This is a genomic window from Pseudoalteromonas sp. 68 DY56-GL68 (assembly GCF_041414825.1).
Taxonomy (GTDB): Bacteria; Pseudomonadota; Gammaproteobacteria; order Enterobacterales; family Alteromonadaceae; genus Pseudoalteromonas.
Genome location: NZ_JAOCZL010000019.1, coordinates 62,259 through 89,179, shown reverse-complemented (window position 1 = coordinate 89,179; position 26,921 = coordinate 62,259). Strand labels below are relative to the sequence as shown.

Below are 26,921 nucleotides of genomic sequence, written 5' to 3'. Positions count from 1 at the left end.
CGAGTGCCCACACAGATGATTGCTTTATATTGTTAAAGAACGTTTATGAGACTTTTGCGTCTCAAGGGCTGTGCATTCTACGCAAGCCGTTATTTTTGTCAACACTTAATTTTGAGAAAAGTTACTTTTTTAAGAAACGTTTCAAAACTCAGCTTTACTTGACACACTGATTTGCTCTTGCCTCGCTAAGCGTTGCTGTCTGCCGTCTCAGTGGGGTCGCATTATAGGGAGATCCGAGTTGAGATCAACTGTTTTTTGAAGTTTTTATGAAAAAAATGACTGTTCGCGCAAAATACCAACGAAACGCGTAAAAATAGCACTAAAAAAGGCCCTAATGGGCCTTTTATCGTTATTTTACTATAAGCTTCCAACCTACTTTTGCTTGCAGCTTGGACTCTAGTTGCAGCTCACTGGCCATTAATGGGTGATATTTTAACCAATCGCCATCAAATGTCAGCGTCAGAGTATTTTCATTTGCACTCAAATCAAGCAGCGGCAGTACATCATCTTGTCGACGCATAGATAAGATCACTGCGACCCTCACTATTTTAGTCAAACATTCCGCTAGTTGTTTATGACACCCTAAATGATCAAAACTGTGTTTGATCAGATCTGAGCGATGTTCATTCGCAACGGCAGTGATCAGCTTATGCTCCGATTGTGAAAAACCAGGCATATCTGTGTTCTCTAGTATATAGGCGGTATGTTTATGATATTGTTTATACTCGATTAGCAAACCAATCTCATGCAATTTTGCCACTGTCTTTAATAACGCGATTGCATTGCTATCAATTGATTGCCATTGCCCTTTCACACTTTTTGCCAATTGTTCAGCAAGTTGTGCGACACGACAAGCCTGCTTTTGATCTACATGGTAACGATTCATTAAGCCATCAACTGTACGCTTACGAATGTCATGGTTATGTAGCTCAGGCACCATGCTATATAAAACACCTTCACGTAATGCACCACGAGCAAGACCCATTTGCTTTATATTTAACGACTCGAATAAAGCAATTAAAATGGCTAATCCTGAAACGAATACTAAACGCCTCTCTTCTATTAAGCCTGGAAGCTCAAGATCAGCAATTGTGTCATATTGGATTGCTTGCTCTTTGATAGCTAAAAGCTTATCAAGCGTTAAGAGCTCATCTTGATTTTGTGCAACCATAATTTCTTGAATGGCTTGCACTGTACCAGATGCACCGCTGGCGATTTGCCAACCAGATTTTTTATACTCTGCAACAATATCTTTAACAACATCATGCGCTGCTTTTATAGCCGCATTGAAATTCTTTTCATTGAGCTTTTGATCTTTGAAGTAACGCTCAAGAAAAGTCACGCACCCCATATTAAGACTTTTATAGTGTAATGCCTCAAAACCTTTGCCAATGACGACTTCAGTACTTGCCCCACCAATATCGATAACAAGCTGTTTGCCATTGCAAGCTGATGTATGTGCCACGCCTTTATAAATTGTCTTAGCTTCTAGCTCACCGCTGATGACATTGATTTTATGACCAAGGATCTGTTCAGCTTTTTGCTTGAATACATCGGCATTGGTAGCAAGGCGTAAGGTTGCGGTTGCAACGATGGTGATATTATCTTTTGGTATGTCTTGTAAACGTTCAGCAAACAAGGCTAGGCATTCCCAACCTCGTTGCATGGCTTCTTTGCTAAGCACGTTGTTTTCATCAAGCCCAGCAGCTAGCCTCACCTTACGTTTGACTCGACCGATCGTTTGCAGACCGCCAGCAATTGATTTAGCAATTAACATATGAAAACTGTTAGAGCCTAAATCAATAACTGCATACACATTTTTTTGCGGTTGAAGTTGCCCCACCGTTCAAAAACCTCTAGTTACTACTAAGTCTTAAAAACGGCCGTTTATGACGACCGTGATTTTTGGTAACTATTGTTTGGGCGACGTCCGTTGTTATTACGATTACGTGGGCCTGTAGAATAGTTCCGCTTTTTCTGAATAGTAGGCTTAGTTAAATCATCAAGCAATGCACTTTTATCATAATGTGATAATGGAATGCTGTGCTCTATATACTGTTCAATCTCATGAAGGTTATATGCATACTGCTCACAGGCAAAACTAATCGCGTGGCCTGATGCACCAGCGCGGCCTGTACGCCCTATGCGATGTACATAATCTTCACAATCATCTGGTAAATCAAAATTAAATACATGGCTTACTTCTGGGATATGTAAACCACGGGCAGCTACGTCTGTTGCCACTAAAAAGTCTAAATCGCCTTTGGTAAATTGAGCCAAAATTGATTGACGCTTTTTCTGGTTCACGTCACCGGTTAATAACCCAACTCGATGACCATCCGCTTTCATCCAAGCATAAACATTTTCACAACTGTGTTTTGTATTTGCAAACACAATTGCTTTGTCTGGCCATTCTTCTTCAATTAACGTTAACAGCAACTTAATTTTGTCATCTTGTGATGGATGAAATAGCTCTTCTTGAATACGTTTTCCTGTTTTAACGTCTGGCTCAACTTGTACGTGCTCAGGGTTTGTCATATGTTCGAATGCCAACTCTTGTACGCGATAAGACAAGGTTGCTGAAAACAATAAGTTCAAGCGTTCAGCTGTTTCTGGCATACGTCTAAACATATAACGAATGTCTTTAATAAAACCTAAATCGAACATGCGATCGGCTTCATCAAGTACTACAACTTCAATTTCGTTCAGGGTATAACAACCCTGTTTGTAAAGATCGATGAGGCGTCCAGTGGTGCCAATTAAAATATCAACGCCTTTTTCTAGTTGTGCACGTTGTTTTTCGTAATCTTCGCCACCATATACTAACCCTAAGTTAAGATTACAGTGTGGCGCTAAAATTTTTGCATCTTTGTGTATCTGAATCGCCAGCTCCCGAGTTGGGGCCATGATCAGGGCTCTTGGATGTTTACTAGATGCTTTGCTAGATTGTAATAACCGATGGCACGTGGCAGTTAAAAACGCCAACGTTTTGCCCGTACCCGTTTGTGCTTGGCCAGCAATATCGCGGCCTTCACAAATAAAAGGTAGGCATTTAGCTTGAATGGGAGTGCAATATTCAAACCCATTTTCGGTTAAACCGGCAACCACTTCCGGTGCGATAGCAAAGTCTGAAAACTTTTTATCGGTCAAATGTGTCTTAGTCATAGCGTTTAAGCATAACGTTTAAACTTGCAATAAGAAACAAGAGTGTTTAAATACGCATTAAATATTTCGCCTAACTTATCGGAGATCGCAATGAGCGAGAAAATTATTCAATTAACTGACGATAGCTTTGAAGCTGACGTACTTCAATCAGACAAACCTGTACTTGTTGATTTTTGGGCTGAATGGTGCGGACCTTGTAAAATGATCGCCCCAATTCTTGACGAAGTAGCGGGTGAATTTGACGGTCGTGTGACAGTGGGTAAACTTAATATCGACCAAAACGCAGGCACACCACCTAAATTTGGTATTCGTGGTATCCCTACGTTACTTCTTTTCAAAGATGGTCAAGTCGCAGCGACTAAAGTAGGTGCACTTTCTAAAACTCAATTAGTTGAGTTTTTAGAGAACAACATCTAATTTTGACTGTAAAAAAGGGCTTTTTGCCCTTTTTTTAACTTTATTTTGTTTAAAGACTGGACGCCTAGCTAGTGACCTGCTAGTTTATAAAGCCAACTAATCCTTAGTTATACCAACAAACCTCACTCATGTATCAAACGATGATTTGAGTATGATAATTGTAATAAAGAACCCACCAATATGCATTTACGCGAATTAAAAGACAAGTCGATCAAAGAGCTTGTGAACCTAGCTGAGTCCATGGGGCTCGAAAACGTAGCCCGTTTAAGAAAACAAGACATTATTTTTGCCATTCTAAAAGCACACGCTAAAAGCGGTGAAAACATTTTTGGCGGCGGTGTACTAGAAATCTTACAAGATGGTTTTGGTTTCTTAAGATCATCAGAAGCATCTTATTTAGCAGGCCCAGATGATATTTATGTATCTCCGAGTCAAATCCGCCGATTCAGCATGCGTACTGGTGACTCAATTTCAGGCTTAATTCGTCCGCCAAAAGATGGTGAACGCTACTTCGCACTCCTGAAAGTCAATGAAGTTAACTTCGACAAACCTGAAAACTCACGCACTAAAATCCTTTTTGAAAACCTTACTCCACTTCACGCAAACGAACGTTTACGTATGGAACGTGGTAATGGTAGTACTGAAGACATTACAGCGCGTGTACTTGATTTGGCCTCACCAATTGGTAAAGGCCAACGCGCACTTATCGTTGCACCGCCAAAGGCAGGTAAAACGATGCTGCTGCAAAATATTGCGCAATCAATCAGCTATAACCAACCTGACTGTGAGCTAATGGTTCTTCTAATCGACGAACGTCCAGAAGAAGTAACTGAGATGCAACGCCTTGTTAAAGGTGAAGTGATTGCATCTACATTTGATGAACCAGCAAGCCGACACGTTCAAGTTGCAGAGATGGTTATCGAGAAAGCAAAACGCCTTGTAGAGCACAAAAAAGACGTGGTTATCTTACTTGATTCAATCACTCGTCTTGCACGTGCTTACAATACAGTGATTCCTTCGTCTGGTAAGGTGTTAACCGGTGGTGTTGACGCTAATGCATTACACAAACCAAAACGTTTCTTTGGTGCAGCTCGTAACGTAGAAGAAGGCGGTAGTTTAACAATCATCGCAACTGCGCTTATCGATACCGGTTCGAAGATGGACGAAGTTATCTACGAAGAGTTTAAAGGTACAGGTAACATGGAACTACACTTAAATCGTAAGATTGCTGAAAAGCGTGTATTCCCTGCAATTGACTTTAACCGCTCAGGTACACGTCGCGAAGAGTTACTAACTAAACCTGATGAACTACAGAAAATGTGGATTTTACGCAAGATTGTCCATGAGATGTCTGAAATAGATGCGATGGAGTTCTTAATTGATAAGCTCTCAATGAGTAAAACCAATGATGAGTTTTTCGACTCAATGAAGCGTAAGTAAACGCGGATAGACTTCAAAAAATGCCTGTTTAAAACACAGGCATTTTTTATATGCCATTCTAATAATACCAAAACATTTTATTAAGAACGTTATTTGAAGCATTGTTACTAATGAGTATAAATTGGAATATACATTAAAGCTGTTCTATACCTAATAAGATTAAAGGTAAAGGACATTTCAATGATTCGCTTTAAAGTAGCTATAACTCTGTTTGTAATAAGCCTACTTAGTTGTATTGCCTGTTTTTCTTTTTTTAACTTAAGCCCTCTTGCCTATATTACACTCAGCACAATCATTATTTTGCCTTGGCTTATCATGCTAGGTTTTTTATTCATAAATGATAAAAAGCAACGCGATCACTTAACTCATTTCGTCTCAAGTATTACCTCTGAACATGGCGTCAACTTTACCTTCAGGTTTGACGAAAGCAATGAACAGCTCCCCAAGGCATGTCATGCACTAAATGCCAGCCTAACTCTCGTCGATCACATGCTAAGTGAGATTTACGCATCCTCAGCACGATTATTACCGATGGCTGATGCTTTACGGGATACTTATGCCTCCATGACCCAAAAAGCGACAATTCAAAATGCTCATGGTGTTGACCTAGCAAACACAATAGAAAGAACAATTGATGTATCAAGAGAATTAGATGCCAGCTTAGAACAGATTTACCATGCAGTATCCGATGCTACAGACTCAGTAAAGCAAACACGTGTAGATGCAGATAAAAGCCAAGCAAGCTTGGTAAAATTAGCAGAAAATATTAATCAGACGAGTGAGCAAATAATTCTTCTCAAAAAAGACAGTGATGCCATTGGCTCTGTGATAGATGTGATTAACGGTATTGCCGAACAAACGAACTTGCTGGCATTAAACGCAGCGATTGAAGCTGCCCGGGCTGGTGAGCAAGGACGAGGCTTTGCAGTAGTTGCTGATGAAGTACGAAACTTAGCAGCTCGTACCAGCCAATCAACGCAAGAAGTACAAGAAATGGTGTCTAAAATTCAACAAAGTACTGAACGTGCGAATCAGCTAATGCAAACGGCATTAAAAGAAACCGAGCAAACGGTTAAGCTATCGGAAGAGTCCACCAAAGAAACCAATAAAATCGAACAAGCCATGCTTGCCATTAATGCGTTATCTGAAAATATCCATGAGCAAGTTGCCATACAAAGTCAGATGTCTGATGAAGCGCAAGCGAGTATTGAGTCAATGGTGGAGCTTAATTCAGATGCGTTATCCAGCTCACAGATTCAAGCCGTTTCAAGTCAAGACTTAGTAAAATTAGCACATACATTAGATGAGAAGTTGTCGATATTTAAAATCACTCACCCGTCAACAGATGTAGTACAGCGAGTTGATCGTTCCCGATTTGAAAGCTCCCACGATAAAGCTATCGAACAAATTCAAGAGGGTGACATTGAGCTATTTTGAGCCTCTGATGCACTGTGCAGGAGATCAAGTAATTGAGCAACTAAGCTTGGTAACTCTATAAGTTGATTATGCTTAAGTGCCGACTCGAGTGCCATTGCGCTGCTAGCGACTTCATCGAGGGCAAACATTTTTGCTGCGCCCCCAATTCGGTGCGCATCTTGTTGTAGGTTAAATAAATCGTGCTCTGAGAAGTGCAACTGAACTTGTGAGGCTTCGTAGTCAAAACTACCAATAAAACTTGCAACTAAGTCGCTCATATCCTGTTGCTCGTCCATGACATTGAGGGTGTTTTTACAGTGTTTTGCAAGCTGAGTGTAAAACACTTTTTTGTCAATTGGCTTGGCTAAATAGCCTGTAAAACCTGCTTTTAAATAGGCTTCGACTTCATGACTGATGGCATTCGCTGTCAACGCATAAACAGGTTGAGTAAACCCACAATCACGTAACAATTTAAGCGCACTTAACCCGTCGAGCACCGGCATTTGAATATCAAGTAAAACAACGTCAGGAAAAGTTTGTAGACACTGTTCAACGGCTTGTTCACCGTTTTCTACCGCAATGACTTCTAATCCCATCGACTCTAAATAACGGTGAATTAACCTGCGGTTATCAACATGATCTTCCGCTAGGAGTACTTTTCCACTGAGCCCTGATGGCGTTTGTTGAGCACTTGCATCATGCTCTATTTTATCGATAGCTGGAATATGTTCTTTACAGGGTAAGTAAAAAGAAAACTCGCTGCCTTTGTTTACTTCACTCTCAACGCTTATATAGCCACCCATCATCATTGCAAGCTGCTGTGATAAGCTCAGTCCCAATCCCGTTCCGCCAAAACGTCGGCTAATACTATTATCTGCCTGACTAAAACATTCGAAGATCAACTTTAGCTGCTCTTCATTCATACCAATGCCTGTATCAGTTACTCGAAACCATACTCCATGTTGCGATAAAGAAACATATAACCTCACCTCACCTTGATGAGTGAACTTGATAGCATTTGCACATAGGTTGATCAAAATTTGTTTAACCCGAGTAAAATCTAAATAACTATAAAATTGCTCGCCTAACTCGTTATGGAATGTGAACTGCAGGTTTTTATCTATGGCTTGCCCACTAAGCATGGCATGAACGTCCGTTGATAATTTAACGAGATCACCTTCTTTTAGGTTTAATTCCAGTTTGTTTGCTTCGATTTTACTGATATCTAGCACATCATTAATAAGTTCTTTTAAGTGCTCACTTTGCTTATGAATGACACGCAATTCGTCATTGAGGGATTCAGGTTTATAAAGACCATTCATCAAGTTATCGGTCTGACCTAAAATGGCTGTCAGTGGGGTACGTATTTCGTGGCTTATATTCGCTAAAAACTGACTTTTTATTTCATTAGCTTTGCGTAGCTGATCCGCTGTTTTTTCTAACTCTTTAGTGCGCTTGGCAACCATTAGAGACAGCTGCTCTTTTGCTCTTTTTTCTATGCTACGTCGATAAACAGTGACCCCTGTCACCACCAACATAATAAATAGAATAAACAGCATAATAGCCAACTGTCGCTGCTTAGACATTTCTAGCTCTTGCACACTTTGCTGTTGTTTTAAATCAAGGATCTCTTGATTTAGCTGGCTTGCTTGTATTTGACTTTGTAGCTCACCCAAGGATTTCAGCAATTTTTCATTTTTAGCAGTATTTGTGTCGCGCACAAATTGATCAAACAAGGCCACTGACGCCTTATAATCCCCTTGCCCTGCTTTAATTAATGCACGCATGCCCAAACCATCAAGAACGCGTAATTCATCCTTAAATTCTTCTGCCATTTTTGTGGAGGCATTAAGGGTTTGCTCTGCCTTTGCTAACTTCCCTTGCAGTAACTCTATTTTCGCAAGCGAAAATAGGCCCGCTAACTCCAATGACTTATTATCTATCTGTTGGGCAAACTCTACCGCTTTCTCTGCATGACTAATAGCAAGTTCAAGATCACCTGTGCGCAAGTAAACATTGGCGATATTGCCATGTCGTGATGATAAGTAATAGGCATTATTTGTTGATTGGTAATAGCGTAAAGCTCGCTGATAATAATGTAGTGACAACTGATATTGCCCTAACTCAGAATATGCGACCCCCATATTGCCATAAGACTGTGCCACTCCATCTTTATCACCTAGCTCTTGATAGATCTCAAGCGTCTCTCGATACATATCAAGTGCTGTACTATAACTCGATAAACGAATATAAATGCCTGCAATATTGTGCAAAATATCAGCTTTATCTTGAGCTGTACCGTATTGCTCAAACAACGTTTTAGCTTGTTTATAGTAATCAAGTGCTTGATGCATATTGAACATATTAAAATAAGCAAGGCCAATATTACTGAGCAAATTTGCTTTAGAAATAGGATCTTTCATGTTTTCCGCGACTTTCAAAGCACGTAAGTACGTCGCGACTGCTTGTTGCATTAAACCTTGGTAATAATAAGTCACACCTTGCATTTTCATTGCTAAAAAATACCCCTCAGGATCCGATTCAAGGGTCGTACTTTTCTCAGCTAACTGGTAATGCTCAACGGCAGCCGCAAAGTTGCCCTGCTCGAGTGCCAAATCGCCTAGTTGCATATGAATATCATGCTGTTTGTGTGAACTTAACACAGAAGAAGCCAACAGTTTTTTTCCTAACTGCAGCTTTTCATCCCATTGCTGAGATTGATTAAAACGCTCCAATACTGAAGGATGGGCATGCGCAATATCGGTAAATAAAAACAAGGAACAAAAGAGCATCAAGTTAATTAAGCCGCTGCGCAATTTTATAAGCATATTGTATATATCCCTAAAAGCTTAGTATGCATTAAGCCACTAAAATTAAATCTTGATTAACTGCGCCAACGATTAAAAACACAAGCGTGGTTTTAGTAACGCTGCTGTGATAGCGTGTATAAATTAAAGATTACACTAAACATCGGCTTACGAACAATGGTTAACCCACTGATTGACGAGATTTTTTGCTTACTTATAAGACAGCCGATTTGGAAAGTTCATACATTAGCAAGCGCCTTATCAGAAACTAATCACATCAAAGCACTCGATGATGACCCGCAAAAAGACTTGTTTAAGCGCAATTTTTTAGTCATGAATGCACTTTATCAGCTGCAATTACAGCTGTTCCCTGACTACCATCTACGTATCGCTTCGCTGCATATAGAGCTTGTAAATACACCGTCACATACAGCATTACTGCAAGCGGAACCTTTAAGAGATTACTACCTAGATTGGCACAATTACGACACATCTAACGATGAAATTGAAGCTCTTCTTGATAATTTCTGGCAACGTTTTGCTCAGCAACCTTGCGTAAACACAGCAAAACTCACACCCTTGCAACACCAACAAATACGGGAGCGGTGGAATTTAAATACTGAATATTCATTAAAGGATGTACAAAAACGTTGGCGGCAACTTGCATTAAAACACCACCCAGATAAGCAGGGCTCTGCGGCGGTGTTTAAACAAATACAAGATGAATATGAGCAACTTAAATTATATTGCTCATTATGATCAGTTAACGAGTGAGGCGACGCGCCCGGATTTTACGCTTTTTGATATTGCCTTCTGTTAATTTTCGTAAAGCAGGTTTTGCAGCAACACGCTCAACAGCAATAAAAGCGACATTATCCAGCACATTAATTTTACCAACTTGATGGCCTGCAATCCCTTCTTTACCAGTTAACGCCCCTAAGATATCACCCGCACGAATTTTTTGCTTTTTACCCGCATCAATCATGATGGTTGCCATCGTAGGCTTATAGGCTGGCTTTTCGAGTAAACTAAACGGCGGTAGTGGTTCAGGGTCAAAGTCACGCTCATAGTGATCACCGATTTGCGCTACCTTGAATTGTTCTGCTTCCCCATAAATTGAGCAAGCAATGCCTTTTTTACCTGCCCGCCCAGTACGGCCAACTCGGTGAACATGAGTTTGTGGGTCATGAGCAAGGTGGTAGTTCACCACCATGTCCATATCATTAATATCCAGTCCACGAGCAGCCACGTCTGTCGCCACTAAAATAGAAGCACTCTTATTCGCAAAACGAATTAATGTACGCTCTCGCTCTCGCTGCTCAAGGTCACCATGCAGTGCAACTGCACTGAAGCCCTCAGCAAAAAGGTCATCACAAATCTGTTGCGTCTCTACCTTGGTGTTACAAAAAATCACACAGCTTTCTGGTTGAAACTTCAGTAGCAGTAGCTTTAGAGTATTGAAACGCTGCTTGTTGTTATCCAACTTATAAAAATATTGCTTAATTGTGCTTTTTTCTTGCTCTTCTTCAACCTTAATCATTTCAGGGTTGCTAAGTACTCGCTCAGCAATAGCTGCTATCGACTTTGGATAGGTCGCGCTAAACAACAGTGTTTGACGCTGTGCTGGAATGCAATCAACAATCGCGTCTAACGTATCTTGAAACCCCATATCAAGCATTTGATCGGCTTCATCCAGTACCAATGTCTCGACATCATCTAAACTCAATGTCCCTTTACGAATATGGTCATCTACACGGCCAGGCGTACCTACTACTATGTGAGCACCATGTTCAAGTGAACCTATTTGCGGACCAATAGACACACCCCCACATAAAGTTAATACCTTAATATTATGAATGCTGCGCGCTAGCTTACGTACTTCTTGGGCCACCTGTTCGGCTAATTCACGAGTAGGACATAAGATTAATGATTGAATACGAAAACGCTTTACATTCAGCTTAGCTAATACACCTAAGCTAAATGCAGCTGTTTTACCTGAACCAGTTTTCGCTTGCGCAATAATATCTTTTCCTTGCAAAATCACAGGCAAGCTTTGTGCTTGCACTGGGGTCATTTGTGAATAACCTAAGGTCGATAAATTTTCTACTAGCTCTTGCGGTAAAGCCAATGATGTAAAAGCAGTTGCTGTCACAGTAAAATTCCACACTTGATAATTGAGGGACATCCTCGAAGATGTAGGTGATCATAGCAGACATTCGCTCTTTTCTCTAAAGCAAAAATAAGTACGACTCTCACCACGCCTGCAGTTCATATTTCGTTACAGTTTGCTACTTTATAACTCACTGTATATGTTCTAACTTAAGGGTATTACCAAGGAAGAAGCTATGTTACTTTTTAATACCGCTGTTGCTGATGTTTTCTATAAACAGGCTACAACTTGCCCTCACTGTCAGAGTAAACACTTTTCACTGATTAATAACAGTAAGCTGCTTCGGTTTACTATTTTACCTGTTGCCCCTTTATCTATTAGTTATCAACGCCAATGTGATGATTGCGGTCATATAACTGATGTGCCTTGGTACTCTCTGCCCGTTTTAGAGATCATTTCATTTATAAAGTATTTCATAGGACTTTTAGTTATTAGCTACCTCTTAACGACGTTTATATTAAGTAGCCAACGCCAGAGCGAAAATGAGATACACTACCTAGATACACCAAAGCAATTTGATACTTACTTTGTTCTTTCGGAACAATTTACGGGCCATCCCAAACGCGTTAATAACTTAAAGGTCGCCCAATTAATTGAATTTGATGATAATACGATGACCTTTCGTGTAGGTAACTACACTTATAAATACAATAAAGATATCGAAATTGCGATGCGAACCAGTATGCTGGTACAAGATAATTACTTTGCCAGTAAAACAATTACCTTAACAAAACAGCAAGTTCATAACTTTTACCGCGATAACATCATCTATAAGATTTTACGCCCAGAGCTTTATAGCCTATTTGGTGGCTTTGTGATGCACCCACCTAAACCTAAACCTCTTTATACAGGCGTAAAGCTTGATAAAAATAACCAGCAAGGGATCACTTACTTTAAGGATGGTCTTTATAAGGAAGCGATTGAGAGCTTTACCCTCTCAGCAGAAGCGGGATACTCATGGGGACAACTCAACCTTGCTCAGATGTACCGCGATGGACAAGGAATCCCTCAAGATACTGCTAAAGCTGCTTACTGGTTAAACAAAGCAGCACAACAGAGCAACCCTAAAGCAAAAATTGAACTCGCAGAATTGTGCCAATCTATCGACTGCACCTATTTAGAGTAATCGATACAGATTCACGCAAAATAGTATTTACAACACAATTGATACAATATAACATAACCACATCATTACTTAAGTTTAATCAGTAAATCGCTCATTAAACTTAAGCTAGACCCTGCACACTAGCACGCTAACGTTCCCGTGCTACACTCTTGCCGGCGGGATTATCTCGCCGGCCTTTTCAATTAACCTTTTAGTTTATACCAACCTTGTAGACACACCACCATTATAAGCCCTGCAAGTATGCCGAGCATGCCATCAAATAAAACAGGAGCAATAAACTCTCCTGCAGCACCTGCATGTTGCAATGCAAAATGAGTAACGGCTTGCTGAGTATGATGTAACAGAGCAATACCATGTACTAAAATACCACCACCAACTAAAAACATCGCAATGGTCCCTGCAATAGCTAAGAAACGCATTAATTTTGGCGCCAATGCAAGTAAAAATTTACCGAGTAACTCTTTTAGCCTGCTACCACTATTTTCTGCAGTTTGAAGCAAATAAAGTCCCGCATCATCCAACTTAACGATACCTGCTACTAAGCCATATACACCAATCGTCATGATCACCGCGATAACACTCAGCACTAACGCTTGGTTAATAAGTGTGGCACTCGCAACAGTACCTAGCGTAATGACGATTATTTCGGCTGAAAGAATAAAGTCGGTACGGATAGCTCCTTTGACCTTCTGCTTTTCATACTCTGTTAAATCTTGATGTTCTAAGGATAGCTGCTCGGAACTCTCCTTATGACCCAATAACTTTTCGACTATTTTTTCAGCCCCTTCAAAACATAAAAATAAACCACCAATCATTAGCAAAGGGGTAATAAGCCAAGGAAGCCATGTACTGATTATTAACGCGGCTGGTACCAGTATCGCTTTATTAAGAAAAGAGCCTTTAGCAACAGCCCAAACAACGGGTAATTCACGGTCAGCTGTCACACCAGTAACTTGCTGTGCATTGAGTGCAAGATCATCGCCAAGCACACCTGCCGTTTTCTTAGTTGCGACTTTACTCATAGTCGCAATATCATCTAAAAGTGTAGTGATATCATCAAGTAATGTGAGTAAGTTAGTGCCTGCCATAGTAATTCCTTGCCAATTAATTACACTCACAACATAACTTATCTAGTCATTTTCACCAACGGTTAATTTTTCTTTGTTAGGCTTATACTTCATTCAGTAAACAGGGGGTGTTGCAATGATAAGACCACTTCTCTCAGGACTCGTTCTCGTTAGCTTGTGCGCATGTGCAAAGCAAAGTGATCCAAATAATTACACATGTGGCGAAGACTCCACTGTGAGCATTGCTGACATCAGCGAAGATGAAGCCGAATTGTTGTTCAAAGAACAGAGCTTTGTATTAAACCGACAAGTAAGTGCATCTGGCGTTAAGTACAGCAATGACACTGTTCTTTTTTGGTCAAAAGGTGCTGAGGCTATGCTCATTTTAAAAGGAAAAAAATATCATTGCGCACTAAACCAATCCTAGCAAAATCTGATTGTTGAAATTCGCTTAATCACTGGTTTTGAGTATAATGGCGACAGTTTATCCAGCGTTTAAGTAGCCATAATGAAATACAAAGATCTTCGCGAGTTTATCGAATTATTGGAACAAAAAGGTGAATTAAAACGGATCAAGCAAGAAATAGATCCTTACCTTGAAATGACCGAGATTGCCGACCGTACTTTGCGTGCCGAAGGCCCTGCATTGTTATTCGAAAACCCTAAAGGTCACTCTACCCCTGTATTAGCAAATCTATTTGGTACCCCAAAGCGTGTTGCAATGGGCATGGGACAAGATGATGTTAGTGAACTACGTGAAGTAGGTAAACTGCTCGCTTTTTTGAAAGAGCCTGAGCCTCCTAAAGGTATCAAAGAAGCACTTGGACAAATCCCAGTATTTAAGCAAGTGCTAAATATGCCAGCAAAAGAAGTAAAAAAAGCCCCTTGCCAACAAGTGATACTGGAAGGTGATGATGTTGATTTAACAAAGCTTCCAATTCAGCACTGCTGGCCAGGCGATGCAGCACCCTTAATCACATGGGGACTCACTGTCACTAAAGGGCCTTATAAAAAACGCCAAAACTTAGGTATTTACCGCCAGCAGCTACTTGGCAAAAATAAAATTATTATGCGCTGGTTATCTCACCGTGGTGGCGCACTCGACTTTAGAGAGTGGTGTAAAGAGCACCCTGGTGAGCCTTACCCTGTATCAATAGCACTTGGGGCTGATCCTGCCACCATATTGGGTGCTGTTACACCAGTACCTGACACCTTGAGTGAATACGCCTTTGCCGGCCTGTTACGTGGAAGTAAGACAGAGGTCGTTAAATCTATCTCAAATGATTTACAAGTACCTGCAACAGCTGAATTTATTCTTGAAGGCTATATTATGCCGGATGAAACGGCACCTGAAGGCCCCTATGGCGATCACACTGGTTACTATAACGAAGTTGATGAATTTCCAGTGATGACGGTTACCCATATCACACACCGTGAAAATCCAATTTATCATAGTACTTACACAGGTCGTCCACCTGATGAACCTGCCGTTTTAGGTGTAGCATTAAACGAAGTATTCGTGCCGATTCTACAGAAGCAATTTCCTGAAATTGTTGATTTTTACCTACCACCCGAAGGCTGCTCCTATCGTATGGCCGTGGTCACTATGAAGAAACAATATCCAGGACATGCTAAGCGAGTCATGATGGGGGTGTGGTCTTTCTTACGTCAGTTTATGTATACCAAATTCGTCATTGTTTGCGATGATGATGTAAATGCACGTGATTGGAATGATGTCATTTGGGCGATCACCACACGTATGGATCCTGCGCGTGATACCACACTGATCGAAAACACTCCTATCGATTATTTGGATTTTGCCTCGCCAGTATCTGGCCTTGGCTCAAAAATGGGTATGGATGCAACCAATAAATGGCCTGGAGAAACAGACCGTGAGTGGGGTGAACCCATTGTGATGAGCCCTGAAATCAAACAACGTGTTGATGAAATATGGGACAGCTTAGATATTCTCTAGCCTGTGTCTATGATAAACTGTTCAAAAATTAACGGTTGTATAAACCTACAACCGTAAAATGCGTTTCTGCTTATTAAAGGTAAACTATGCAAACATTACTCGCTGACGTTGTTGCGATCAGCCCGCTTACAGACCATGTACATAAGGTCATTTTGAAACCACAGCAGCCTGTGTCATTCGAGGCAGGCCAATATATGCAACTTGTATTAGGCGAAAAAGACAAGCGTGCCTTTTCAATTGCTAGCCGCCCTTCTCAGACTGATCAGGTTGAACTACATATTGGTGCATCTGGTGCAGACTCATATGCAATGCAAGCACTTGAGCATTTACGCCAAGCACATACAGAGCAGCAGCAAGTAAACGTGGAAGTGGGCTTAGGTGTATCGCAACTTCGTGCAGAAGGTGAGCGCCCAATCATTTTACTTGCTGGCGGAACAGGCTTCTCATACGCAAAGTCAATGGCTGATCACCTAGCAGAAATTGGTTGTGAACGCACTGTATTGTTTTACTGGGGTGTCCGCGAACAAGCAGCATTGTATGCTCATGATGAAATGCAAGCATGGGCTAACAGTAACCCACACTTTCAATATATCCCTGTCGTTGAAAATGCACCAGCAAGCTGGACAGGTAAAACTGGCTACGTTCACAAAGCTGTTATGGCAGATATCGTGTCACTCGAACCCTATGATATTTATATGGCAGGTCGTTTTGACATGATTGGTATTGTACGTGATGACTTTATTAATCATGGAGCAATCCGTGAGAATATGTATGCCGACGCATTCGCATTCATCAAATAAATAGTCAAAAAGCTCTCTAGGCATTCAATATAGAATGCCTTTTTTATTAATCTCTTCAACAAACTACTTTGTGCGATTAATGATCAATTAAATCCATACAAACGATTTCACAAACTGCATTTCCTTGACCATACTTTGTTTAGAATAACGAATGGGGAGAAACCCACATGCTAAACACTAAAGTACAAGATTTCATGCAACGTAAGTTACCGCATATTACACCAGAAACAGAAATGACTGCGGCCATCAGTGAATTACAAAAATTTAAACTTTTGGGTGCGCCTGTTTTTGATGACAAGCAATGTTTGGTCGGCTTTATTTCAGAGCAAGAATTGCTGCAACCTTTAATGCAAAATAGCTATTTCTGCGATGGTGTTGTAAAAGTTAAACAGCTCATGCGCACCGATGTGGTTACTGTCAGTAGTGATCAAAATATTATTGAGCTTGCTGATAACATGAAAACAGGAAAACCCAAAAACTATCCAGTTGTCGAGGGAACAAAAGTGGTCGGTATGATCAGTCGCGGGGATGTGCTCAAAGCATTATATGAAAATTACCTTTCATGCCAAGAGCACCAAGTATAAATAGCTCGCGATTATCGATTTGCAGCTAACTGCTGTAACGCTGCTTTATCAGTATCGCTTAGGTATGCTATTTCAAGCGCATTTGTTTGTGCTTTTTCCATATCAGCTTGACTTAAACCTGCGGCAGGAGCAGCAATTTGATATTCATGCGCAATTTCAATACCTTCCACAGCGGGATCATCGGTATTAATTGACGCTAGAATACCATGATCCAAAAAGGTTTTTAGTGGATGAGTAGCAAGTTCGGCTACCGTACTGGTTTGAATATTACTGGTTAAGCAAGACTCAATACCAATACGGTTGTCACGTAGGTAATCCATCAGCTTCGCATCCTCAATCGCTTTTACGCCATGACCAATACGGTTTGCACCCAACTCGTTAATTGCTTGCCAGATACTTTCGCTGCCACGTGCTTCACCGGCGTGAATAGTCGCTGCCAAGTAAGCATTATGCACTTGCTTAAAATGATCAACAAACAACTCTCCTGGGAAGCCCATTTCGTCTCCTGCCAGGTCAACAGCGACTAAGTCATTTTTAAATGCTAATAAGGCATCAAGCTCTTGCTGACAAATTTTAGTGCCATAGGTACGCGACATAATACCAATCAGATTCACCTTAATTGGAGCACCTTGGCAAGCACTTTTAATACCATCGACCACAGCCTCAACAACGCCTTCTGGGTGCAATCCTTGGCTCTGAGCCATATAGTAAGGACTAAAGCGTAGCTCTACATAATCAAGTTTTTGGGCTATGGCATCTTCAACATTTTCAATAGCAATACGGCGACATGCATCATAATCACCGAGTACCTTTACGCCCCAATCTAATTTTTGTAAAAAAGCCACTAAATTAGGTTCAGGGTCTATCACTTGGACATGTGGGATTAATGCTTCTACATTATCTGCTGGCAGCGCAAGGTTAAACTGACGACCAAGTTCTAAAATGGTTTGTGGACGAACATTTCCATCAAGGTGACGGTGAATATCAAGCAAAGGCAGTTTGTTATTGATCATAATTAGCACTCAGGTTCAGTAAATTTGCGCGGATCATACGTACCCACAACGATATTTCAAGTTTAGATGATTTTATTTACTTTTTTGAGGCCAAATGTCTGCCTCTGTCTATTAGCGTTGTTTTTGTATAAACCGCCAAATAGTTTTGAAAAGTTTTTCTGCATCAATCGGTTTGGTTAAATAACCATCCATGCCGCATGCAATGCCTTTTTTATAGTCATCATCATGGGCATTAGCAGACAAACCAATAATGGGAAGTTCTGTCATCATCAGCTCTTGGCGAATCACTTTAGTCGCTTGCAAGCCATCCATATTAGGCATTTGAATATCCATAAGCACAACATCATATTTATGTTCGCTGATCATCTTAATCGCTTCATACCCATCCTTAGCGACATCAGGCTTACAGCCTTTAGTTTCTAGAATAGCGCATGCCACATGTTGGTTTAATGGATTGTCTTCAACCAATAAAACAGCGAGTTCTGCAAATGAAACAGCGCTGATATCAATATCATTTAAATCGTCATTCGCATGTTTGATAGCTTCTAAAGGTGACACAACAGGCAAAGTAAACGTAAATTGTGCCCCTTGTCCTTCTGCGCTTGATAACGTTATATCACCGCCCATCATATCGATAAGCTTTTTACATATGCTTAATCCAAGCCCTGTGCCACCAAAGCGACGTGAGGTCGAGCTATCGGCTTGTGAAAATGGCTGAAACAGTGTTTCTTGCACCTCTTTTTTAATTCCTATACCAGTGTCGATAACACTAAAATATGTTGTATCGTTTTGCTGCCAAATTTTTAAGGTAATGGTTCCTTGCGGCGTAAATTTAACTGCGTTATTCAGCAGATTTAGTAATATTTGTTTCAGTCGAATGGCATCGGTATGAATCACCAGCGGCTGTGTATTATCGTAATCTACAACAAACTGCAATGAACGCGAATTCAGTTCAAATTGCAGTAAATTACTCATTTCACTGACCAAGTTACAGACATTAATTGGCTCTTGATGTAGGTCTAAGCGACCTGCTTCAATTTTTGAAAAATCGAGCACATCGTTCAACACGCGTAACAAAACATTAAGCGCACTATCAGCTTGCTCAATATAATTACGCGCTTGCTGCCAGTCTTGCTCTTGTAATGCCAAATAGTGAAGCCCTTTAATACCGTTAATAGGCGTGCGAATTTCATGGCTCATATTGGCTAAAAATTCACTTTTGATTTGGCTTGCTTTATCCGCTTTTAATTTTTCATTACGTAGGCTTTGGGTTTGTTTCGCAACCTGTTGGCGTATTTGTATATTTGTGCCCGTTACTGAAATTAAAAAAATAATCAATAACCAAACAAATAGCATGCCTACTATCTGTGCAAACCAATACATTAGCCAGGATGACTGCTCCACTGACTCCCATAACTTTATTTGCCACACCCGTTCGCTAATATGAAAATCAAAATGCGCAATTTGCTTAGTCCCAATGCGCCCAGAGTTTGAAATTTCAATGGGGTTTTGAGTATCACTTACATCATAAAAACTGGCTTCAATATCAGTCGTTTGATTGTAATTAAGCGTTTGTGCCAAAGCATCTAAATTAATGACCGCCACGACATACCCTTTGAAACCGACCTGCCGATGTAAATCAGCATAAACAGGGTTAAAAAATAACACCCCACGTTCATTACCATCGCCTTGCATTAAGCTAATGGGTTCACTAACAGATATATTTTTAGTTAAACGAGAGTTTGTCAGCGCTTCTCTTCGCACTTCACTTGAGGCTAAATCAAACCCTTGAGCTGACTCATTTCCTTGTAGTGGATGAATATATTGAACAGGGAAATAAATAGCTCGCTGAGAGACGCCTTGCCATTCGCCCGCCACATTCTTTTCTTTCACATAAAATGTTGGGCCCAGTTCTTCGCGTAGTGACTTTTCGTAATCAGGTAATTGTGACTGAATCACTTTTGGGGCCCACTCAAAGGCTGCAATTTCATTACTGTCTTGTAATTGTCGAGAAGTAAAGCGCTTGAACTCTTGAAAGTCGACATCATCACTACTGGCAAAAAATGTCGCAAGTAAAGCTAGGTGAGACTGTATTTCACTTACTTTGTGCTCTAGGTTGGCTTTAATCGCACTCACCTTCGCCTGTTGGCGCTGCTCATCTTTGTCCTTTTTCACACTTGCTGCACCATAAAAGCTAATACAAATGGTCAAATAGATAAGCAGTGAAGGAACAATAATCTGAGCCCGCTGTTGCATAAGGTTATAACTAAATGCCGCCAACACAAGTGGTGTGAAAATCAACACACCAATGCTGTCGCCTATCCACCAAGCAATAAAGTTATTCAGGGCCATGTAGCTAGGTATAACCTGATTTATTATTAATAGTGCTGTCCCTGTCAATGGAGCAATTAAACAACAGATAGGGCCACCTATAACAAGCCCTTGCACGCTGTTTTTAAGGGATGACAACTCAAGCGGTATTTTTATGATATGGGTGATAATGTAGTACGCAGCCCAAGCTTGGAAGGTAGACGCTGCAGTTACGCCAACAGCTTGGAGCATGATCTGCCAATGAAGAATATCAGAGACACGATCTAGGTGAATCAAATTAACTAAAAAAGCACCAAGAATAATCCCCGCTAAGGCTCGGTTGCGTTGTAGTAAAATACTCGCAAGGGCAATCCCTGCGGGTGGCCACGCTGCAACCGCATAACCATCAATAGCGAGTAACGAATTACTTAAATACCCTGTAAGAAAGTAAGCAAGCGCAATACTTATTGTCAGCGTAAACAAGTTCTTCAAGCCATTTAACTCCTTTTTTAGGCAAATGGGGCTCTATTGATATAACACCAGCGCTTTATCTGGTTGGGCACTTTTACTATAACTAAGCGCAGCCTGCTGAAGGTATTCATGGCGATTATTGGCATTCAGTGCTTTATCAAAAACACGCGCAGCTAAATCGTACTCACCATGGGCATTCGCAAGACAAGCTAAAGCTAAAAGCAACTGGGTATTGTCAGTGTCTTTTTTCAACACATCTTGCAAACTAGCCTGTAATTTTAATGCATCCCCTGCAGCACTGGTTTTCAAAATGTGTGCTAAGTCTTTATGTTGCTGCGGATTTTTAATCATTTTAATTAAGCTTAGCTCAATTTTATTTAAATCGCCTGCTTTCGCCATGGCAGTGAAGTAACTAACTTCAGCCAAGGGTTTCAAATTCTTTGCTAATTGTTCAAATCGTTCTGTTAATGTGCTGCTAGATTCTGCGTCAAAATAGCGATTGAATAATTGCTGCCATTCTTTGTCTGTGAGTGCTTTTTTACGAAGTAGACGCGGCATAAAGTCATTAAGTGCAGACCACTTTTTCTCTTGAACTAATACATGAGCATACATTTTCAGTTCAAGATTTGATGCTTTTTTATGCTCAGCTAATGCTTTCAAATCGGCAAAAATCGTGCTGGTTTCACCACTAGCAATCCATAGGTTTGCCACTTTCAGTTGCTTACTTTGACTAATTTTATCAAGGTAACTAATCGCTTTTTCGCTGTCATTTTCAGCCAGCGCAGCTTTTGCAAGTAAGGCATAACGGACATCAACCCACTGCTCAGCGACACTGTTATTATTCAGTGCTAATTCAACTTCAGTGTAATCATTGTTAATAAGACTCCACACACCTTGCTCAATAGCCGCTTGCTTTCGCTCTTCACTGCGCGCAAAAAAGCGATGACGTGTATGGCTGTACAAAGACCATAAATAACGCACCAATTTGTAGAGTAAAAACCCAGCACCAGATATCAAAACGATCAGTGCACAGACACCCCAAATAGTGCCCTCTACGGTCGTTTTATTAAATGAGATTAATACATAGCCTTTTTGATCGATGAAAAAAGGGGCGATCCCTAAACAGATTGCAACAGCAATTATTAATAGTAAAAAGCGGATCATTGTGCCCACTCCTTCACCTGCTCAGTACTTTTCAGCGATATATTAGGGTTAAAATCAAGTTGCTCTTTTGAAAGCTCAAGCAAGCTCTTCAGAGCAGCTTTAGTAACCGTGTCATCTTGCTTGAAATAGTCCTGTACTAAGTCATGCGCAGCATCAATGGCAGTAAAATAAACGCTACTTTGTTTCGATAACACAGCATCTTGTGCTTGAGCTAGATACAAGCTCAAACGCTGCTTCACTAAATGACGTTCTTGCTCACTTAAAAATGGCGCAACAACCATGTCTTCACGGGTACGCACGGTAACAAAGAAGTCTTTAAACTGTTGCCATGACTTAGCTAGGTTTTGACGCCACTCACTAACATTTTCACTCAGTTTACTAGGGTCTTCTTGGCTCACTTCTTCAGGTAAAGAAATCGCGTTAAAAACAAGTTCATCAATATGCTGCGCAACACCATGCAATTTTAGATAGATAGCTTCAACTGCAACAGGCTCAATAGCATTTAATGTTTGTAAATCTTGATGAATAGCCTGACGTATGTTCCCTGTACCTGGGTGTTCAGCTAACAAAGAGTCTAAACGTGTTAACACAGCAGCCGCACCTTGATAGTCATGCTCTGCCCAAACCTTAAACTCAGCCATACGCTGTAAACTGGTAACTTCTTGTGGGTTTAACGTATACGTCTGCTGCTCAGCACGTTTTAATGCAGCGTCTAACTGTTGTTGAGTTTGCTGCACATTTTCGCTCAATGCAGCCGCTACTTTTTGCTCACTGTTGTACAGTGAATGCTGTAATGTTTGCTGCGCACTTTTAACAGCATCAAGTTGTTGTTGTAAGCGTTGATTTTCGGTTGTCAATTCAGTCAATACACGCGAAGATTGCTGATCACTATTAAGTTTTTGATAAAACTCATAGCCAACTGCAGAAGCAACTATTACAGAGATAAGTAGAGCTAAGCTACCGGTTTTACTAATCCCTTTTTTGTGATGAACCGTTTGCCCTGAAGCAGCCTTACCTGCTTGCGCCTTTTTCGTGGACTCGGCTACTGGTTTAGTTGACTGTTTTAAATCTGATTCACTCATTTTGCTACCTTGCTCATTGATACAGGCGAACATCGCATTATCGCTTGCCCCCGCAGCAATATGTATATGTGTTCTTGTTACATTTTTTTGCTGTAAATAATCAGCAATACGTTCACTTGCAACATAAAACTGACGCTTAATTAACCACGCTAACTGTGACCCATTTTGACCATTAAAAATGGCGTCCACAGCGGCATTACTTGTAATGACTATACCTTCAACATCAATTGTTTGCCAGTGGTCCATCCACTTACCAGGTTCACTTTCGATGGCGCTACGCTTATACACAACCAGTTGATTTAATAATGCACCACGTTGCTTCAATGTTTTAGCTATGGTGGTGCGCCCACCTTCGCCTTTCACTAAAACAATATTACTCAGTTCAACATCTTGTAGTGTTTTTAGCTCAAGCAACCCTTCAGAATCGTGCTGCTTTGGCACCGCAGCACGACGACCAAAGGCCTCATAAATGGCATCCGCAGTTTGTTGTCCAACGGCGTATAGCTGAGCAGCTTTATTTATAACAGGAGTGAGGTGAAGTAATGCATGAACCGCATCTTGCGATATAAAAATAATTTTATCTGCATTTTCCAGTGGCGCGAGTTCTTCACTACCCGGAGTTAAGTAGTCAAGGGTCAATACTGGGCAGTGGGTTGTTTGATAACCCGCCTGCTGAAGCTGAAGAGCAAGCTCAGTGCCTTTACCTTCTGGACGAGTTATCAAAATATGCATATTACGCGTCTCTGTATACGTCAGCTAAGATTTTATCAGCGCCTTGAGCAAGTAACTTTTCGGCAAGTTCAATGCCTAGTTTCTCCGCATCAGCGACTGGGCCTGTTACTTCGTCACGGAGCATTTGACTACCATCAACCGCGCCAACTAGACCACGTAAATGGACCTGCTCACCATCAACGAGTGCAAATGCACCAATAGGTACCTGACAACCACCTTCTAAACGTCGATTCATCGCACGTTCGGCATTTACACGAATGCGTGTTTCACTATGCTCAAGAGGTGCTAACAGGGCTTTAGTCACGTCATCGTCGATACGACATTCTATGCCTACTGCGCCTTGGCCGTTTGCTGGCAGAGATACTTCTGGCTCAATAAATGCGGCGATGCGCTCCTGCATTTCAAGTCGAATTAGACCCGCAGCAGCGAGAATAATTGCATCATATTGGCCGTTATCGAGCTTTGCCAAACGCGTATTAACGTTACCGCGTAAATCATGAATAACAAGGTCTGGGCGGGCTTCGCGAATTTGACACTGACGTCGAAGACTTGATGTGCCCACAATCGCGCCTTGTGGCAACTCATCTAAGCTTTTGTAGTTATTTGATACAAACGCATCACGTGGATCTTCGCGCTCACAAATAGTATTAAGTTCTAAACCATTCGGAAACTCAACCGGCACATCTTTCATTGAGTGAACAGCAATATCCGCTCGCCCATCTAACATAGCTTGCTCAAGTTCTTTAACAAATAAACCTTTACCACCAATCTTGGCAAGTGGTGTATCAAGAATGATATCGCCCTGCGTTGACATGGGAACAAGTTCAACGGTGACATCATCATGAAAGTGCTCAAGCTGAGCTTTTACAAATTCAGCTTGCCATAAAGCGAGTGCGCTTTTACGTGTCGCAATTCGAACGTATTTTGTTGTCTGAGTCATGAAAAATCCAATTATTTACTAAGCTGACGCTAGTCAGCTAAAATTCTAAATTCTTTTTGTGCAAGCAAGTTGCCGTCGGTATCAATAACCTCAACACGCCAATCACCTACTTGCTCAGGCATAATATTTTTAGTCGAGTAAGTGCGAAAACGCGGACTGCTTATCGCTAACTCAATCGAAGCCAGTTGCTGATTTTGGTAATACCATACATGACGTACAGTTTGCCCCTGCATATTCTTAAGCTCACTGAAAAAGCTAAGGCTTTGGCTAATATCAAGCAATTTTACATCGCTTTTTAGAACATTGACTGGTTCTCGATCAACAACATCTGTCGTTAATACCGCTCGACTCACTTTATCCGTATCTATTTTAGCGCCAATTGCCACACTCGCGATATGGGCTGTTTGAGCAAACTGCTGTTTGTTTTGAACAACTTCAGGCTGCGCTTCGTCTTTTGGCTCACTAATTTCAGGGGGCGTTTCATCAACGCTTGCTAACACGTCGTCGTTTTGATCTGACTCTACCTCAACAGCTTGTGCTGTCACTTGCGGTGAGTCGCTTTGTTGCTGCAAATCAGTTTGCGCTTGAGTATTAATTAACGAACTAGGTTCATCTTGCAAACTTATTGTTGCAGGGGCTTTGGCCTGCTCCGTGTTATGCTCCAAGCGCGGCAGCTCGTCAAGTTCGCGACTTAAATCTGTTTCAGTGGCCAATGATGCTTCTTGCTGAGTTTGCTGTTCTGATTGCTCTGCATTTACAGCGCCTAAAAAGCTATACGCCACAATAGCAAGTGCGATTAACAACACACTACCAACTAAAACTATGCGCCGCCAATGCCATTGATATGTTACTGAAGAAGGTGCAGCACTGATTGATTCGGCACTTCCCATATTTGCTGTTATTACCAGTTTTTTTGTCATATTGGCCTCTTTACAAGCTATGTTAGCTCAAGCGAGCAATTAACCACTCTCTGATTGCCATCAGTTCTTCACCACACACCTGATGCGCCATCGGGTAGTCTTGCCAGCTTACTTCCATGTTATTCGCACACAATACGTCAAACGCTTGCCTACCCGCACTATGCGGTACTACATCATCAAGACGACCATGCGCCATAAATATATTTAAATTTCTTTGTTTCGCTTCGTCAGCAAGCTTATCAGGTACGCACATATAAGTTGATAGCGCCATCACCCCCGCTAGCTTTTGCTCTAAGCGAGGTGCTAAATGCAGTGATACAACACCGCCTTGTGAAAACCCAGCAAGGACAATCTTATTGGCAGGAATACCTTTCGCTATTTCTACTTCAATAAGCTCGGCGACTTTTGCTGCGGAGTCTCTGACACCTTGCTCGTCAGCACGCTTATCTAAATCCATCGACTTTATGTCGTACCAAGAGCGCATTGCCATTCCACCATTAATGGTGACCGGTTGCACAGGCGCATGTGGAAATACAAAGCGTATTCCCAGCTCTTTTGGTAAAGCTAACTGCGGAGCAACAGGGGCAAACCCATCACCTGAGTCGCCCAGACCATGCAGCCAAATAACACTTGCTTTATGCTCCCCTTGAGCAGGGTACTCTACGAACGCTAAACTCATAGTTCAGAGCGCCACTCAATAGGCTGTCCTGCTTGACGAGTCGCAGCATCACACATAAATTGCCAAAATTCAGCACCTGAACGGTTATCAATCCACTTATCGTCACGTAATTCAAAGTGATGACCATTAAATTTAGTCGCAACCCACACCTGATGCAGTGGTGCTTGTTTATTGATCACAATTTTACTGCGATCTGCAAAGATGATTTCTAAAATACCTGATGCAGACTCGTAGTCTAAATCAGCATCACAATCATCGATTTGCTCTTCAATCGTTAGCATTAATGCATCGGCTAATGTGTGGTATTCATGATCAGTCATTTTTATGTCCTTTAACTGGCTTATAAGCCTAGATCTGGGGGCAGATTATGTACATCAAGTGTAACAGGAATAAATTCATCCGCGAATAGCTGCATTTTTTAAATATTCTGTTACTCTGCGATTATAAAGCCAGCAACCGTATTAATCTAATGAAAGAGACTCATAGCCAAAAATTAAAGATCATTTTACCCTTTGCCCTTCTGCTCACCTTAGTCGGCTGCGGACAAAGTGGTGCTCTTTACCTACCAGATGATACGCCGCAGTCAACAGAATCTCAGCCTGAGGCTACTCCATCCGAACAACCAGAACAAAAACAGGACTAA

General features: G+C 41.2%; 23 protein-coding genes. 10 read left to right on the top strand and 13 right to left on the bottom strand.

The window, feature by feature from the left end; genetic code table 11:
- Nucleotides 1-349 precede the first annotated feature (349 nt).
- Both gppA and rhlB read right to left on the bottom strand, forming a co-directional pair.
- Entirely contained in the window at nucleotides 350-1,843 is a 1,494-nt protein-coding gene (gppA, locus tag NYF15_RS11840) for a guanosine-5'-triphosphate,3'-diphosphate diphosphatase (RefSeq protein ID WP_237120453.1), read from the bottom strand.
- Between the two features lie 44 nt (nucleotides 1,844-1,887).
- Nucleotides 1,888-3,165, bottom strand: a complete 1,278-nt coding sequence (gene rhlB, locus NYF15_RS11835; RefSeq protein ID WP_130150350.1) for an ATP-dependent RNA helicase RhlB — start codon at nucleotides 3,163-3,165, stop codon at nucleotides 1,888-1,890.
- 90 nt (nucleotides 3,166-3,255) lie between these two features.
- On the opposite strand from rhlB, the gene trxA reads away from it, so the two are divergent.
- The 3 genes from trxA to NYF15_RS11820 all read left to right on the top strand — a co-directional run bounded on the left by trxA (nucleotide 3,256) and on the right by NYF15_RS11820 (nucleotide 6,459).
- Nucleotides 3,256-3,582 (top strand): thioredoxin TrxA, encoded by a 327-nt coding sequence (trxA, locus tag NYF15_RS11830; RefSeq protein WP_054554679.1) that lies wholly within the window; start codon nucleotides 3,256-3,258, stop codon nucleotides 3,580-3,582.
- A 180-nt stretch (nucleotides 3,583-3,762) separates the two neighbouring features.
- On the top strand, nucleotides 3,763-5,022 hold the full coding sequence (gene rho / locus NYF15_RS11825; RefSeq protein ID WP_062569498.1) for a transcription termination factor Rho: 1,260 nt from the start codon (nucleotides 3,763-3,765) through the stop codon (nucleotides 5,020-5,022).
- A gap of 180 nt (nucleotides 5,023-5,202) precedes the next feature.
- Nucleotides 5,203-6,459 (top strand): methyl-accepting chemotaxis protein, encoded by a 1,257-nt coding sequence (locus tag NYF15_RS11820; protein WP_237120452.1) that lies wholly within the window; start codon nucleotides 5,203-5,205, stop codon nucleotides 6,457-6,459.
- Here the strand turns inward: NYF15_RS11820 and NYF15_RS11815 are convergent.
- A complete protein-coding gene (locus NYF15_RS11815; protein ID WP_371353667.1) occupies nucleotides 6,432-9,266 on the bottom strand; it encodes a tetratricopeptide repeat protein in 2,835 nt (944 codons plus the stop codon). The genes NYF15_RS11820 and NYF15_RS11815 overlap by 28 nt on opposite strands.
- A 156-nt stretch (nucleotides 9,267-9,422) precedes the next feature.
- On the opposite strand from NYF15_RS11815, the gene NYF15_RS11810 reads away from it, so the two are divergent.
- Complete coding sequence (locus NYF15_RS11810) at nucleotides 9,423-10,004, top strand: DNA-J related domain-containing protein (protein WP_371353670.1); 582 nt, start codon at nucleotides 9,423-9,425, stop codon at nucleotides 10,002-10,004.
- Nucleotides 10,005-10,008: 4 nt separating this feature from the next.
- Here the strand turns inward: NYF15_RS11810 and dbpA are convergent, their stop codons facing one another.
- On the bottom strand, nucleotides 10,009-11,397 hold the full coding sequence (gene dbpA / locus NYF15_RS11805; protein WP_371353666.1) for an ATP-dependent RNA helicase DbpA: 1,389 nt from the start codon (nucleotides 11,395-11,397) through the stop codon (nucleotides 10,009-10,011).
- Between the two features lie 193 nt (nucleotides 11,398-11,590).
- Here dbpA and NYF15_RS11800 point away from each other — a divergent pair, with 193 nt between their 5' ends.
- A complete protein-coding gene (locus NYF15_RS11800; protein ID WP_371353665.1) occupies nucleotides 11,591-12,541 on the top strand; it encodes a tetratricopeptide repeat protein in 951 nt (316 codons plus the stop codon).
- A gap of 182 nt (nucleotides 12,542-12,723) precedes the next feature.
- Here NYF15_RS11800 and NYF15_RS11795 read toward each other — a convergent pair whose 3' ends face one another.
- Nucleotides 12,724-13,629: a DUF808 domain-containing protein gene (locus NYF15_RS11795; protein ID WP_371353664.1), complete on the bottom strand. Its 906-nt coding sequence runs from the start codon at nucleotides 13,627-13,629 to the stop codon at nucleotides 12,724-12,726.
- Nucleotides 13,630-13,744: 115 nt separating this feature from the next.
- On the opposite strand from NYF15_RS11795, the gene NYF15_RS11790 reads away from it, so the two are divergent.
- The 4 genes from NYF15_RS11790 to NYF15_RS11775 all read left to right on the top strand — a co-directional run bounded on the left by NYF15_RS11790 (nucleotide 13,745) and on the right by NYF15_RS11775 (nucleotide 16,967).
- On the top strand, nucleotides 13,745-14,035 hold the full coding sequence (locus NYF15_RS11790; protein WP_130150344.1) for an MliC family protein: 291 nt from the start codon (nucleotides 13,745-13,747) through the stop codon (nucleotides 14,033-14,035).
- 81 nt (nucleotides 14,036-14,116) lie between these two features.
- On the top strand, nucleotides 14,117-15,583 hold the full coding sequence (gene ubiD / locus NYF15_RS11785) for a 4-hydroxy-3-polyprenylbenzoate decarboxylase (protein WP_130150343.1): 1,467 nt from the start codon (nucleotides 14,117-14,119) through the stop codon (nucleotides 15,581-15,583).
- Between the two features lie 86 nt (nucleotides 15,584-15,669).
- Nucleotides 15,670-16,383 carry an NAD(P)H-flavin reductase gene (gene fre, locus NYF15_RS11780; protein ID WP_130150342.1) on the top strand — a complete coding sequence of 238 codons (714 nt, stop codon included), beginning with the start codon at nucleotides 15,670-15,672 and terminating at the stop codon, nucleotides 16,381-16,383.
- Between the two features lie 167 nt (nucleotides 16,384-16,550).
- Nucleotides 16,551-16,967 carry a CBS domain-containing protein gene (locus NYF15_RS11775; protein ID WP_130150340.1) on the top strand — a complete coding sequence of 139 codons (417 nt, stop codon included), beginning with the start codon at nucleotides 16,551-16,553 and terminating at the stop codon, nucleotides 16,965-16,967.
- 11 nt (nucleotides 16,968-16,978) lie between these two features.
- Here NYF15_RS11775 and add read toward each other — a convergent pair whose 3' ends face one another.
- The 8 genes from add to cyaY all read right to left on the bottom strand — a co-directional run bounded on the left by add (nucleotide 16,979) and on the right by cyaY (nucleotide 26,598).
- Nucleotides 16,979-17,980, bottom strand: coding sequence for an adenosine deaminase (gene add / locus NYF15_RS11770; protein WP_371353663.1), 1,002 nt, complete (start codon nucleotides 17,978-17,980; stop codon nucleotides 16,979-16,981).
- Between the two features lie 111 nt (nucleotides 17,981-18,091).
- Nucleotides 18,092-20,782 (bottom strand): CHASE domain-containing protein, encoded by a 2,691-nt coding sequence (locus tag NYF15_RS11765; RefSeq protein ID WP_237120440.1) that lies wholly within the window; start codon nucleotides 20,780-20,782, stop codon nucleotides 18,092-18,094.
- A 33-nt stretch (nucleotides 20,783-20,815) separates the two neighbouring features.
- Entirely contained in the window at nucleotides 20,816-21,925 is a 1,110-nt protein-coding gene (locus NYF15_RS11760; RefSeq protein WP_130150334.1) for a heme biosynthesis HemY N-terminal domain-containing protein, read from the bottom strand.
- Complete coding sequence (locus NYF15_RS11755; protein ID WP_371353662.1) at nucleotides 21,922-23,739, bottom strand: uroporphyrinogen-III C-methyltransferase; 1,818 nt, start codon at nucleotides 23,737-23,739, stop codon at nucleotides 21,922-21,924. The genes NYF15_RS11760 and NYF15_RS11755 overlap by 4 nt, the downstream gene beginning before the upstream one ends.
- A 1-nt stretch (nucleotide 23,740) precedes the next feature.
- Complete coding sequence (gene hemC / locus NYF15_RS11750) at nucleotides 23,741-24,679, bottom strand: hydroxymethylbilane synthase (RefSeq protein WP_371353661.1); 939 nt, start codon at nucleotides 24,677-24,679, stop codon at nucleotides 23,741-23,743.
- A 29-nt stretch (nucleotides 24,680-24,708) separates the two neighbouring features.
- Entirely contained in the window at nucleotides 24,709-25,599 is an 891-nt protein-coding gene (locus tag NYF15_RS11745; protein WP_371353660.1) for a DUF2914 domain-containing protein, read from the bottom strand.
- Nucleotides 25,600-25,621: 22 nt separating this feature from the next.
- On the bottom strand, nucleotides 25,622-26,278 hold the full coding sequence (locus NYF15_RS11740; protein WP_237120431.1) for a dienelactone hydrolase family protein: 657 nt from the start codon (nucleotides 26,276-26,278) through the stop codon (nucleotides 25,622-25,624).
- The gene (gene cyaY / locus NYF15_RS11735) at nucleotides 26,275-26,598 is read right to left on the bottom strand and encodes an iron donor protein CyaY (RefSeq protein WP_062569480.1); all 324 of its coding nucleotides are present in this window, start codon (nucleotides 26,596-26,598) and stop codon (nucleotides 26,275-26,277) included. Before cyaY ends, NYF15_RS11740 begins: the two co-directional genes overlap by 4 nt.
- A 149-nt stretch (nucleotides 26,599-26,747) precedes the next feature.
- Here cyaY and NYF15_RS11730 point away from each other — a divergent pair, with 149 nt between their 5' ends.
- Entirely contained in the window at nucleotides 26,748-26,921 is a 174-nt protein-coding gene (locus NYF15_RS11730) for a lipoprotein (protein ID WP_371353659.1), read from the top strand.